The following is a 12,170-nucleotide window of genomic DNA, read 5'->3' on the forward strand; positions in this document are numbered from 1 at the left end:
CCGGGCCTGGAACGAAATACGTGCTTGAAAAAACGAGAAACCATCCAGGAATAGAAGAGAAACGGGAAAAGGAACCCCTCATAGAATGAGCATACTCGAAAAAATCAAATCCCTTGGGTTGGAACTCCCACCTGCGCCTAAGGCGATTGCAGCTTATATACCTGCCATACAAACAGGAAATCTAGTATTCACTTCCGGTCAATTGCCCCTCCAAGACGGCAAGCTCATGCTTACAGGAACCCTGGGCGTCGGACTGTCCGTTGACGATGTAAAGGCCGCCGCCGAGCAAGCTGCATTGAACGGACTTGCGGCAATTGCGGGAGTGATTGGAGATCTGGACAAAATAAAAAGTATCGTAAAGATCGGAGTATTCGTAGCTTCCAGTCCTGATTTTACGGAACAACATCTAGTCGCAAATCATGCATCCAATCTGCTCTTAAGTATTTTCGGAGAAGCAGGACGTCATGCGCGCTTTGCAGTGGGAAATTCCGCTCTTCCATTAGGAGCTCCTTTAGAAGTTGAAATGACGGTTTCCTTAGGATGATAAAAAATCTACTCAGAGATCTAAGTTTAGCCTTGCCTGCGACATCCGTAGTTTTAAACGGATGGAAAAGATTTCTCTCCCAACTTTTAGGAAGATTTATAGAATTCTATTCCGAAAAAAGCGGAAAGGAAAAGTTGATCTTTGTTTTGGCACTTCTGCAGTTGTTCTTTAGTTTAGGAAGCTGGATCAACTACTCCATCAATCTAGGAGTAGAATCAGGGCAGGATCTAATTTCCAAACTAGGCAGCTTTTTCGGAATAGAACCTATCCGCAGCGGTTTAGAAGAAGTGAATGTAAGGACCGCAGCCAATATATTTTTTATCATCCCTTGCTTTTTGACATTCTTTTTCGGCGGTTTTTGGAGAAGTGAGTGGGTCGGCAAAACGATTGTGGTCCTCCAAGGATTTTCAGGGATATTATTATTACTCGGGATCTTATTGCCGGATGTATTCTTTGTAAGTTTTATTAGAGACCAAGACTATTATTATAATTTCAACTTTTACGCATTCTGTTCTTTTTGGGCATTAACTACAATCTCCTCCCTAACATTGTGGAATTCTAAACTTTAAGCAGCCTGATGGATACTTTCGACTGGAACTCCATCAGACATCCTCTAATTCTCACACTTAAGGTAACATTCTTCTCCACATTCTTTGCCGCTTTACTCGGAATATTTTTCGCTTATTGGATGTCCAAGTTACGATTTTTCGGAAGGGCATTTGCAGACGCAGTTTTGACTTTGCCTATGGTGCTTCCTCCCACAGTACTCGGATATTATCTATTGGTCGTATTCGGTAAAAAAGGAATAATAGGCCATTTCCTTGCAGAACAATTCCATTATTCTATATTATTTAATTTGCATGGAGCCGTTTTAGCTTCTACAATCGTTTCCTTTCCTTTGGTTTATAGATCCGCAAAAGCTGCCTTCGAAGACCTCGACCCGGAATACGAAGAGATCGCTCTCACTTTGGGAAAATCCAAATGGGAAACTTTTTTAACCGTGATACTTCCGCTTTCCTGGAGAGGAATATTAGCAGGATCTATGATGGCATACGCAAGAGGAATGGGAGAATTCGGGGCCACATTAATGATCGCAGGAAACATTCCTGAAAAAACGCAAACGATCGCACTTGCAATTTATGATTCAGTTCAATCGGGAAAAGACGAATTCTCCATGGTCTTAGTATTCGTTGCATCAGTCACTTGCGTATTGGTATTGACAGTTTCCGGGATCTTACTTAAAAAATCTCATTGGTAAGAACAGGATACGAATGATCAAAAGAATATATATTTTACTTCCTTTTTTACTTCTGCTCATCCAGTTCCCTTCTTACACTCAAGAAGAGGAAAAAGAGATCACAATCTCCGCCGCTTCTAGCTTAACCGATGTGCTCAAAGAACTTGGAACAACATTCAAACAGAAAACAGGGATCAAAGCGGTATTTAATTTCGGATCTTCGGGAAGTTTATACCAACAGATCGAAAAAGGAGCACCTGTAGATGTTTTTATTTCTGCAGACCAAGACATCGTAGACAAAGGGATCAAGGCAAAGGTTTTAGAATCTTCTTCAAAAGCGATGTTGCTCAAAAATACTTTGGTACTCATCCAACCTAAGAGCAGCAAACTTAAAATCAAAAAATTAGAAGACTTACAATCGTCTGAGATCAAAAAGATTGCGATCGGAAATCCAAGTTCTGTGCCGGCAGGAAAATACGCCGAAGAAGTTTTGGCCAAAAATCATTTAAACATTTCTCTGAAAGAAAAATTCATCCCTGCAGAAAACGTAAGGCAGGTATTGGACTATGTGGGAAGAGAAGAAGTAGAAGCCGGATTCGTATACATCACAGATGCTGCCGTCGCAGAATCTAAGGTTAAGGTTTCGTTGACCTTAAGCGGACACAGACCTATCTTATATCCGGGAATTTTAGTGACCGGAACCAAAAATCCGGAAGAAGCAAAATCATTTCTGGAATTCTTAAAAAGATCTCCGGAAGCAAAAGAAACATTCCTAAAATATAAGTTTATACTTCCTTAATGTCTTTAACCGTAGATATCCGAAAAAAACTTTCCGATGGAAATCGAAAATTCGAGCTGGATGTGCGGTTTGAATTTTCGGGAGAATTTCAGGTATTGTACGGTCCTTCTGGAGCGGGAAAAAGTCTCACCTTACGTGCATTAGCCGGTTTATTAAAACCGGATTCGGGAAAGATATCTTTCGAAAACATAGTATATTTCGATTCTTCTTTTAAAAAATATATTCCCCCTCAAAAAAGAAATTTAGGATATGTTCCCCAAAGTTATGGGCTCTTTCCTCATTTAACAGCCAGAAAAAATATTGAATTTGGATTAAACGGTTTCTTTCGCACTTTGAGTAAAAAAAACAAGGAAACTGTTTCTTATTTGATGAATTTATTCGAGATAGAGGAAACTTCGGAAAGTTATCCGAAACATCTATCTGGCGGACAAAAACAAAGAGTGGCGATTGCAAGAGCGCTCGCCAGAGATCCTAAAATTTTACTTTTAGATGAGCCATTTACGGCGCTTCATACGGACCTAAGACAAAAGATGAGAGAAGAGTTAAAAAGTCTAAGAGAGAAGATCAATATGCCCATTCTTTTGATCTCTCACGATCCAAAAGATCTGGAATATTTCGGGACTAACGCTCTTTATATGGAAGACGGAAAAATCGTCAGCAATCGTCCTTAATAATCGAAAATCCCAAGATCCATTTTGGCTTCTTCCGAAGCCATAGCTCTAGGGTCCCATTTAGGTGTCCAAACTACTTCCACTTCTACAGAGTTGATCCCTTCTACCCTAAGGGCGTTGTCTTGGATCTCTTGCTTCATTTGAGGACCTGCGGGACAAGCCATAGAAGTATAAGTCATTTCGATCTTTGCCTTATCACCTTCTACTTGGATCTTATAGATCAGACCTAACTCCGCCACGGAGATCCCGATCTCCGGATCTTCTACCCTATGGATCTCAGCATAGACCCTTTTCTCGATCTCTTGAGTTGGTTGTTCTAATAATTGCATCTAACAATTAGTCTACCGGAACAGCGACTTCGTGTAAAGAATTTTAAGGACCTTCTTATTTTCGATTAGAACGGATTTAGAAAGGGAGAACTTAAGCCTATGATCAAGATCAACCAGTTTGGAATTTTTAGAAAAACCATCAATGCGAACAAAGAACAGAATACAAAAAGATCATACGCGGAATATACGGAGGAAGTGAAAACGGGAGTACAGAAGGCGGACCATAAAATTCCCAAAGCCGAAAATTGAATGGCATCAATGACGGTTCTCATCTTGGGATAATTTCGTATTTTCTCCCAAAGGGGAAAAAACCCGAACACCAGAAAGAAAGATGGAAGAAATATGAAAACAGTGGAAAGGATTGCCCCGCTAGTACCCGAGATCATGTAACCCAAATAAGAGGCGAATGTAAATAAAGGACCGGGCATCGCTTGCGCCGCGCCATATCCCGCTAAAAATTCCTCTTTTCCGATCCAACCTTGTCTTACTACTTCGTTTTCCAATAAAGGAAGCACAACATGCCCTCCTCCAAAAACCAAAGCACCTGATCTGTAAAACGAATCTGCAATTCCAAACGGCAACCAACCTGTGAACGATCTTAACAAAGGTAATAATATAAGAAGAAGGAAGAAAAAACCTAAACACGAAAATGCGATCTTTTTCTGGACCGAAAAAGAAACGGAAACGTAAGGAAGATCAGATTCTTCCTTAAATAGAAAAAATCCTATGCCTGCTCCAACTAAAATTACGATCAATTGAGTAAATGCGCCAGAAAAAGCTAAGGTTGTAATTGCAGAACCTATCACCAAATAAATTTTATAAGGATGGCTCTTCGAATTTTTCCACATGGTTAAAATTGCATGGGCTACAACCGAAGCCGCCACCAATTTTAAGCCGTGAACCCATTTTAGATCCGGAACTATATTCGATTTTAATAAAATACCAAAACCGACCATCAATAAGATAGAAGGAAGGGTAAATCCGACCCAAGCAATACAGCCTGCTTTCCAGCCGGAACGAAGAGTACCTATACAGATCCCCAATTGGCTACTTGCTGGGCCGGGAAGAAATTGGCAGACTGCCAGTAATTCTTTATAGATCTCCTCGGAGATCCATTTTTTTCGGATTACAAATTCCTGATAAAAGTAAGCTAAATGGGCGGTGGGCCCGCCGAAAGAGATCAGACCTAATTTTAAAAAAGTGAAAAATACTTCCTTCATTCGGAAATACTAACTTCAAATTTTAAGAAGAAAGTTTCAAATCCTTTCCGATGTCTTTCAAAGCTGCACGCAGGACTCGGATTGCGTTCTTACCGATCCCGTGAAGCTCCAACAATTCTTCTTCCGAATATTTAGTTAATTGTAATAAAGAATGGATCCCTTGGTTTGCCAAGGCCCTGCGAGCGGGTGCAGCAAGGCCTTTCGAAAAATTTAATTCTCTACTGGGATCCAAATCTCTAAACCACCCATTCCTGTGACAGGATTGAATTCTTTCCCATATCGTTCCAGGTTTGCACCTTCGAAAGGTTTAACACCGGAATCCGGGAACCATTTACCTGCGGCTGCAAACGTAGCTCTGATACCGGCGATATGACCCTTATGAGTAAACACTGCATATTTCTGAGAAGGGATCTTAAGGACCTGAAATTCTTTTGGTAAGCCGGAAGGACTGGAAACTTCTACCCCACACATATAATCGAAATTACCTTCTGCATCGAAATTGTAACAAACTCCATAGGCAGCATCTCCTACTTGAGAAGGAATATTTCCGAGATAAGCTCCGAAACTTTGCCATTGGTTTGGGATTCCTGCGGGCATCTGGCAGTCATAATGTTCTACAATGCCAGCGAACATTCTAGGTGGGATAGTTTCAAATCTGGGTGGATCGATTTTTGGAATTGGTTCTGAGTTCAAGGTAATAGCCTCCACTAAGTTGACATTACCAAGATGACCCTGGGCTTTTACTTGCTCGGGAGTGATTGAAAACTGATCTTTGAAAGCTCTAGTAAATGCTTCGTGCGATCCGTAACCGATATCCAAAGCAAGATCTAAAATATTGGATTCTTTTTCCACCAATGTTTTAGCGGCCTCGCTCAAACGACGCTCTCTCAAGTATCTCATCAAAGAGACTCCCATGGTCAAAGAAAAAGTTCTTGTGAGATGAAAGGGCGAAACCCCCGCATTTTTAGCTACATCTTCAAGAGAAATATTTTCTTTAGAATGACCTTCTATAAACCAGAGAGCCTTTTGAACAAAATCCATTACAGTCCTTGGTACTGTTTCCAGAATCCTATACTTAAACTTTTATACGTGCTTGATAGTTCTTGCGATCTGAGAAAAAAATCGCAGGATTAAATCTATTTTTTAGGATATAATTTGAAGCCCATTTTTTTAGCTACTGATCTGAATTTTTCGTCCATAGAACATAAAATCAGATCATCAGAGATGGATTTTCGAATATGCAATGCTGTCGCGAGATGAGCTGCGTCCAAAGATTTAAGTTCTAAAACTTCCTTATTCTTTTGGATCTCTGTCCGAATATCAGCATCTAGATTCTTTAAATTGATCTGGGAAATGAATTCTCCCAAAAAAGATTCTGCATCTTTAAACCAGGTTTTAGGGAGGCTTTTGCCTTCTTTAGAATAGGTGAAATGTAAACTTCTGAAACTTTCTATCTCAAGCAAGATAGAACCGAATTTGAGATCCGATCTGTTAAAATAATCCAAATGGTCCTGGTAACCGGCTTCTGCATAAAGAATATTTAATAGAAGACTAGTATCTATATATAAGACCATTTAATCCCTGTCCGCTTGGTAAACCTCCTTCCAAGCTGCAGAAACTTTAGTTTTGGTTCCAGCATTTAATAATAATGATTTTGGAATATTGATTCCTTTAGGATTTTTAGCAGGGGTGATAGAGTTAGAAGCCACTGCTTCTTCCAAATATTGTTTGGTGAGATCGGATTTTTGGTCGAACTTTTTGATCTCTGCAATAGGATGATTTCTATCCAAAATGAGAAGTGTCTCCCCACCTCGTACAAAATCCAGAAAACTACTCAGATTATTTTTTAGATCCTTGATCCCTACCGCTTTCATACCATTTATAGTAGCTACCGTAGCTACCTTTGTCAACCCTTTTCGCCCCAAAAACCTACTTTCCGATCGCCTTTTCCAATGTATTCCATGCGAGTGTTGCACATTTGATGCGTGCCGGAATTTTTTTTACCGCTTCCATAGATTCTAGATCCTCATATTCTTCCGAAAAATTCGGGACCTTATCCTCTAAAAGCATTCCTTTAAATTCATGTATTAGTGATTTTGCTTCGGAGATCGTCTTACCATATAGACTGTCTGTCAGCATAGAAGCGGAAGCCTGAGAGATAGAACAGCCCTTCCCTACAAAACTGATCTCGGAGATAATATCCCCATTCAGTTTAAGGAATAATTCCACTTCGTCACCGCATAAGGGATTCACTCCTTCTTGATGAAGATCGGAATGTTCCATCTTTCCGTGATGTCTTGGATTTTGATAATGATCGAGTAGTACTTCTTGGTAAAGACTATCGCTTAAGGACACGGCCGAAAATCTCCTTCACTTTCTTTAGACCTACCAAAAGAGAATCTACGTCTTCTTTGGTATTATAAAGATAGAAAGAAGCGCGGCAGGTGCCTGCGATCCCTTTGAAGTCCATAAACGGCTGGGCGCAATGATGTCCCACACGGATTGCGATCCCTTCTTCGTCCAGAATGGAGCCTACGTCGTGCGGATGTACTCCAGGGAAATTAAAGGAGATCACTCCGCCCCTTTTGCTTAGATCGTTTGTCCCATACAGCTCCAAACCGCCGAAATCTTCCAATCGATCTAAAGCATATTGTAGGAGTTCCAACTCGTGGTTTCTGATCTCCTGCATTCCTATGGATTCCAGATATTCGATAGCCGCTCCGAATCCGATAACTCCGGAAATATTCGGTGTTCCGGCTTCTAATCTTGCGGGAAGATCGGCATAAGTGGATTTGTCTTTCCAAACCTTGGAGATCATATCTCCCCCACCCATCCAAGGAGGCATGGTATCTAAGATCTCTTCCTTAGCATAAAGAATCCCCACGCCTGTTGGTCCGAGCATCTTATGAGCGGAAAATGCGTAAAAGTCAAAATCTTCTTTTTGAACGTTTGTTGGAAGATGACAGATCCCTTGGGCGCCGTCTATCAACACTTTTGCTCCGACTTCTCTCGCTCTACGAATGATCGCAGAAAGATCGTGGATCGTGCCGGTTACATTGGACATCTGAGCAAGAGCGACTAACTTTACTCTCTCTGTGATGATCTCGTCCAAGTTGCTTAGATCCAAAGTTGAATCCTGGTTGAGAGGGATAAATTTTAAGACAGCTTGTTTTTCCTGTGCTAACATCTGCCAAGGAACCAAGTTAGAATGGTGCTCCAATTCAGTGAGAACCATCTCGTCGCCCTCGTGGATGTTGGTGCGTCCCCAAGATTGAGCGACTAAGTTGATGGATTCGGTAGTATTACGGGTAAATATAACTACTTTTGCGCAGGCAGCCCCGATAAAACGGGAAGTTTTGATGCGGGCCATCTCATACTTTTCGGTGGCCTTTTGGGAAAGATAATATACTCCACGGTGAATGTTCGCATTCTCCGCTTCGTAATATTTACGTATCGTATCTATAACAGACTTTGGTTTTTGAGAACTAGCGGCGCTGTCCAGAAACACCAAGGGCTTACCGTTCATCTGTGTAGATAGAATCGGAAAATCTCCGCGTATCTTTTCGAGATCAAAACTCAAAGCTTCTGCTCTCCTCGGTTCCCCATGTCAATCCTCTAACTCTACTTCGACTTCGTCACCTACGATTCTTGTCTTATAGACTGGCAAATCTTCCACCGCAGGCATACAAAGTACCTTTCCGGTGCGGATATTAAACCTTGCGGAATGCCTTGGACAAACAATTACGTCCCCTTCCAATTCTCCCGTTGAAATATCCTCTCCATCATGAGTGCAAAGATCCGCAAAGGCACAGATTTCGTTCCCTAGTTTAGTCAATCCTATCCTATGGTAACGGGTTTCTGCAACAAACACCTCTCCTTCTTTTAGATCGGAAAGTTTTGCAAGTTTCTGAAATTCTGCCATTACTCGCCCAACATCCTAGATTCTATCATAGAAGATAATTCTTCGCGAACCGTTTCGGAAGGAAATTCTCGAACAACTTCGTTCAGAAATCCTTCTACGATCATTTTGCGGGCTTCTTCTTCGGAGATGCCGCGGGAAGCTAAGTAAAATAACTGTTCTTCGTCTATTTCTCCGACTGTGGCTCCATGCTCGCATTTCACACTGTCAGCGAATACTTCCAATTTAGGAATGGATTCCGCTCTTGCAGTTCTGTCCAGTAGAAGGTTATTATTGATCTGGACAGCGCCCACATCTTTACAACGAGAAGGTATATGAAGGTTTCCAGTGAATACATGGTGAGCCTTCTCTCGTACAACGGTGCGATATAAAATGGAACTTTGCGCATGGCTTTCGGAATGAAGAATACGGACTTCGGTGTCTTGAAATTCTCTTGCCTTCAAAGGAGAAAGGCCCACATAACGTGTCCAACATCCCTTTCCTGCGACATTCGTATCATAGAATGATTTTCCCTTGTATCCGCCCCAAGAAGCAAGACTCGCATGGAACTTGGAATCCTTCTCTTGGATCCCGTAAGTAGCCCTAAAATGAAAAGTAGAATCTCCCAGATTTTCCAAACTGGAATATCTAAAATCCCCATTCGCAGGAGTGAAAAGAACGGTAACTCCGTTCATGAGCACGAGATCTTTTCCGGAAGGAGATTCCCATCTTTCTATAAAATTGGATTTTGTTCCCGAAGCCGCTTCCACGATCAAAAGTGGAAGGATTACATTTCCGTTCTTACATTCGATTTTGATCTCAGGAAAAGAAGAAGGATCGGAACCTAGCTGAACATAATACGCATGAGTGAATTTGGAAAATACGAAAAGTGGGAACCATTCTTTTGAATAAAAGGAAACTGCAGGTTCTAATTTTTTTAGGACTTCCGAAAGTTTCTCGGAAGAAAGATCTTGCAGTTTCGTGACTTGTACATCTCCGGAAACAGAAACGGAAGAATCCGGACAAACTTTAGTATATTCAGAAATTTTAAAATTAGAAAGACTGATCTTCCTCCAGGATTCGAGAGAAGGATCCGGAAATGTAGCAGCGTTCAATAGTTTTTCGGCGCTGATACGGAATTCGGCAAGAATGGAAGGTTCCTTCTTCTCCTTGATATATTCCGAAATGGATTCCGCCAAAAGCATCCCTTTAGTTCGCTCCGTTTAGGATCCAATCGTATCCTTTTTCTTCCAATTCCAGAGCGAGCTCTCTTCCGCCAGTTTTCAAGATCTTACCTTGAGCGAATACGTGAACGAAGTCAGGGGTTACATAGTTCAACATTCTTTGGTAATGTGTGATCAGAAGTATGGACCTGTCCGCTGATTTATTTTTAGTAATCCCTTCGCTGATAATTCTAAGTGCGTCTATATCTAAACCTGAATCAGTCTCGTCCAGGACCGAAAGTTTAGGTTTGAGAAGTGTCATTTGGAGTATCTCATTCCTTTTTTTCTCTCCGCCTGAAAATCCGTCGTTCACGTATCTTCCGATCCAAGTATCAGGAACTTCTAATAAAGCTGTGGCTTCTTTGAGTTCTTTACGGAATTCTTTTACAGGTAAGTCCTTGCCTCGGACCGATTTTAATATAGTGCGTAAAAAATTTCCGATCGTTACACCTGGGATGCTAGTTGGATATTGAAAGCAAAGGAAGATGCCTGCCCTTGCCCTTTCATCCGTCGGTTTTTCGAGAAGGGATTCTCCTCTGAAAAGTATATCCCCGGAGATCACCTTATATTTCGGGTGACCCATGATGACATTTGATAAGGTGCTTTTTCCGGATCCGTTCGGACCCATGATGGCATGGACTTCTCCCTCGCCGATGGTGAGGTCGACTCCTTTTAAGATTTCCTGGATTTCACCGGATTCGGTTTCCACTCCGGCGCGAAGATTCGAAATTTTTAGTAGTTCCGCCACGTATAGGACCCCTGCCTAGGACTATGTTTTTATTCCTGAGACGGAGATCAATAGGAAAGATGTTTGGAAGTCTGGACTTCAGTAGGATTCCCAGTCCAAGCGGAGAATGAGAACGTGATTCTCGCCCAGATTCAGGGTGAATAAGACATATTGACGTTTGGTTTCTATATCGTGGAAGGGTTCCGTAAATCCGGAAACTCTGCTGGAATGGTAGGTTTCTGCCTTATGGCGGATGAAGAATGGCTTCCAAGCATAGTTGTTGCCCACCTCGGTAAGTAATCTTGTCCAAGGAAGATCGTATGCTTCTCTCTTGAAAGTAGGAGTCACCTGATAACCATGCATATCGGTAACCAAAACAGAAGTTGTCTCCAGAGGAAGTTTGTCCAGAATCCCACCCAATGCTTCCGTCATCTTTTCTTCGGAAGAAGTTTCGAGATCTTTGAATAAATTCACGAACTGATCCAGAAAGGATTGTTCTTTTCTAAGATTTTCCAGGATCTCCAAGAACCTTAGTCCTGAGAATTTTTCAAGAGAGGTCTTGAGAGTTTTATTAAAACGTTTTTTATCCTGAAAATCCAAAGCAGGACGAGAAAAATAAAAACCTTGCAGAAGATTGGCTCCCATGGACAGAGCAAGATACAATTCTTCTTCGTTCTCCACACCTTCGAATAAAAGTTGAGAACCTAGCCTTTGGGACATTTCGGAAATTGCAGAAAGGACATTCTTGAAAGAGCGTCTATTCAAACTCTCTCTCATAATTTTTATGTCCACTTTCATTATATCCGGATGTATATAACCGATCCTCTCCAAATTGGAAAAACCGACTCCAAGATCATCCACTGCGATCTTAATCCCTCTTTCTCTAAAAAGGCTGACTATATATAAAAGTTTTTCAATATTTCCTTCGAACTTATCCTCAGTGATCTCTAAAACTAGATCGTTCGGATTAATATCGTATTTATCGATGAGGTGAAGAATATGAAGACGTTTGATATCCAACACTTCTCCCGTGTACACCATGGAGAGAAAATTCGGCATCATGTTCAGGAAAATTTTAGTCTTAAGACCTGTTTCTTTCACATGTTTGATCGCTTTTTCGCGAATAATACGATCGATATGAACTAAACGGACAGTATCCGTGTCAGGATTGTGAAAATGATAACCTAGAGAATGGTATTGGTTGGATTCGGGAGAAAATACTCTGCCTAAAACCTCGTAACCTATAATATTACGATTTCCGACGTCTAAGATCGGCTGGTAATGAGGGGTATAATAACCTTCTCCCAGAGAGAGAATGTGTTGTGACTCGTATTCGGCGAGCATGCAGATTCCCTCACTACTAGAATCCGGTTGAAGAATACACACAAGCATATTTCCCTGAAACGGCGTTAGGAATGAAGACGAAAGCTTGGAAAATTCCCCTTTTTTTCTTATTCTTTTCCTACATTATGGCAAATTATTTGTTTTCTTTTGTTACAAAGACCCGTCTCAGCCGGGTTCT

General features: G+C 41.3%; 17 protein-coding genes. 5 read left to right on the forward strand and 12 right to left on the reverse strand.

The window, feature by feature from the left end:
- The first annotated feature begins 85 nt into the window (after nt 1–85).
- Genes LEP1GSC185_RS18865 through LEP1GSC185_RS18885 form a run of 5 tightly spaced genes read left to right on the forward strand, consistent with a single transcriptional unit; the run spans nt 86 to nt 3,251 of the window.
- Nucleotides 86–544, forward strand: a complete 459-nt coding sequence (locus tag LEP1GSC185_RS18865; RefSeq protein ID WP_008593246.1) for a RidA family protein — start codon at nt 86–88, stop codon at nt 542–544.
- Nucleotides 541–1,113, forward strand: coding sequence for a hypothetical protein (locus LEP1GSC185_RS18870; RefSeq protein ID WP_008593444.1), 573 nt, complete (start codon nt 541–543; stop codon nt 1,111–1,113). Before LEP1GSC185_RS18865 ends, LEP1GSC185_RS18870 begins: the two co-directional genes overlap by 4 nt.
- A gap of 8 nt (nt 1,114–1,121) precedes the next feature.
- Nucleotides 1,122–1,802: a molybdate ABC transporter permease subunit gene (gene modB, locus LEP1GSC185_RS18875; RefSeq protein WP_008593126.1), complete on the forward strand. Its 681-nt coding sequence runs from the start codon at nt 1,122–1,124 to the stop codon at nt 1,800–1,802.
- A gap of 13 nt (nt 1,803–1,815) precedes the next feature.
- Nucleotides 1,816–2,580, forward strand: a complete 765-nt coding sequence (gene modA, locus LEP1GSC185_RS18880; RefSeq protein WP_008593314.1) for a molybdate ABC transporter substrate-binding protein — start codon at nt 1,816–1,818, stop codon at nt 2,578–2,580.
- The gene (locus tag LEP1GSC185_RS18885; protein ID WP_008593158.1) at nt 2,580–3,251 is read left to right on the forward strand and encodes an ATP-binding cassette domain-containing protein; all 672 of its coding nucleotides are present in this window, start codon (nt 2,580–2,582) and stop codon (nt 3,249–3,251) included. The genes modA and LEP1GSC185_RS18885 overlap by 1 nt, the downstream gene beginning before the upstream one ends.
- On the opposite strand, the gene LEP1GSC185_RS18890 is transcribed toward LEP1GSC185_RS18885, so the two are convergent.
- From LEP1GSC185_RS18890 to LEP1GSC185_RS18945, 12 genes are all read right to left on the reverse strand, one after another.
- On the reverse strand, nt 3,248–3,580 hold the full coding sequence (locus LEP1GSC185_RS18890) for a metal-sulfur cluster assembly factor (protein ID WP_008593331.1): 333 nt from the start codon (nt 3,578–3,580) through the stop codon (nt 3,248–3,250). The two genes, LEP1GSC185_RS18885 and LEP1GSC185_RS18890, sit on opposite strands and share 4 nt — an antisense overlap.
- Nucleotides 3,581–3,645: 65 nt before the next feature.
- Nucleotides 3,646–4,800, reverse strand: coding sequence for a chromate efflux transporter (gene chrA / locus LEP1GSC185_RS18895; RefSeq protein ID WP_008593203.1), 1,155 nt, complete (start codon nt 4,798–4,800; stop codon nt 3,646–3,648).
- 22 nt (nt 4,801–4,822) lie between these two features.
- On the reverse strand, nt 4,823–5,032 hold the full coding sequence (locus LEP1GSC185_RS18900) for a helix-hairpin-helix domain-containing protein (RefSeq protein WP_008593415.1): 210 nt from the start codon (nt 5,030–5,032) through the stop codon (nt 4,823–4,825).
- Nucleotides 5,011–5,841, reverse strand: coding sequence for an AraC family transcriptional regulator (locus LEP1GSC185_RS18905; protein ID WP_008593344.1), 831 nt, complete (start codon nt 5,839–5,841; stop codon nt 5,011–5,013). Before LEP1GSC185_RS18905 ends, LEP1GSC185_RS18900 begins: the two co-directional genes overlap by 22 nt.
- Before the next feature lie 95 nt (nt 5,842–5,936).
- A complete protein-coding gene (locus LEP1GSC185_RS18910) occupies nt 5,937–6,374 on the reverse strand; it encodes a PIN domain-containing protein (protein ID WP_008593074.1) in 438 nt (145 codons plus the stop codon).
- Nucleotides 6,375–6,725 carry a type II toxin-antitoxin system Phd/YefM family antitoxin gene (locus LEP1GSC185_RS18915; RefSeq protein ID WP_010515965.1) on the reverse strand — a complete coding sequence of 117 codons (351 nt, stop codon included), beginning with the start codon at nt 6,723–6,725 and terminating at the stop codon, nt 6,375–6,377.
- A 4-nt stretch (nt 6,726–6,729) separates the two neighbouring features.
- On the reverse strand, nt 6,730–7,155 hold the full coding sequence (gene sufU, locus LEP1GSC185_RS18920; RefSeq protein WP_008593422.1) for a Fe-S cluster assembly sulfur transfer protein SufU: 426 nt from the start codon (nt 7,153–7,155) through the stop codon (nt 6,730–6,732).
- Entirely contained in the window at nt 7,139–8,380 is a 1,242-nt protein-coding gene (locus tag LEP1GSC185_RS18925) for a cysteine desulfurase (protein WP_008593404.1), read from the reverse strand. Before LEP1GSC185_RS18925 ends, sufU begins: the two co-directional genes overlap by 17 nt.
- A gap of 27 nt (nt 8,381–8,407) precedes the next feature.
- Nucleotides 8,408–8,722, reverse strand: coding sequence for a Rieske (2Fe-2S) protein (locus tag LEP1GSC185_RS18930; protein ID WP_008593389.1), 315 nt, complete (start codon nt 8,720–8,722; stop codon nt 8,408–8,410).
- On the reverse strand, nt 8,722–9,903 hold the full coding sequence (locus LEP1GSC185_RS18935) for a SufB/SufD family protein (protein ID WP_008593343.1): 1,182 nt from the start codon (nt 9,901–9,903) through the stop codon (nt 8,722–8,724). Before LEP1GSC185_RS18935 ends, LEP1GSC185_RS18930 begins: the two co-directional genes overlap by 1 nt.
- Before the next feature lie 4 nt (nt 9,904–9,907).
- The gene (gene sufC, locus LEP1GSC185_RS18940; protein WP_008593171.1) at nt 9,908–10,669 is read right to left on the reverse strand and encodes a Fe-S cluster assembly ATPase SufC; all 762 of its coding nucleotides are present in this window, start codon (nt 10,667–10,669) and stop codon (nt 9,908–9,910) included.
- Nucleotides 10,670–10,747: 78 nt separating this feature from the next.
- Complete coding sequence (locus LEP1GSC185_RS18945; protein WP_008593189.1) at nt 10,748–11,992, reverse strand: EAL domain-containing protein; 1,245 nt, start codon at nt 11,990–11,992, stop codon at nt 10,748–10,750.
- Nucleotides 11,993–12,170: the final 178 nt, after the last annotated feature.

This window comes from Leptospira licerasiae serovar Varillal str. VAR 010, assembly GCF_000244755.1.
Taxonomy (GTDB): Bacteria; Spirochaetota; Leptospiria; order Leptospirales; family Leptospiraceae; genus Leptospira_B; species Leptospira_B licerasiae.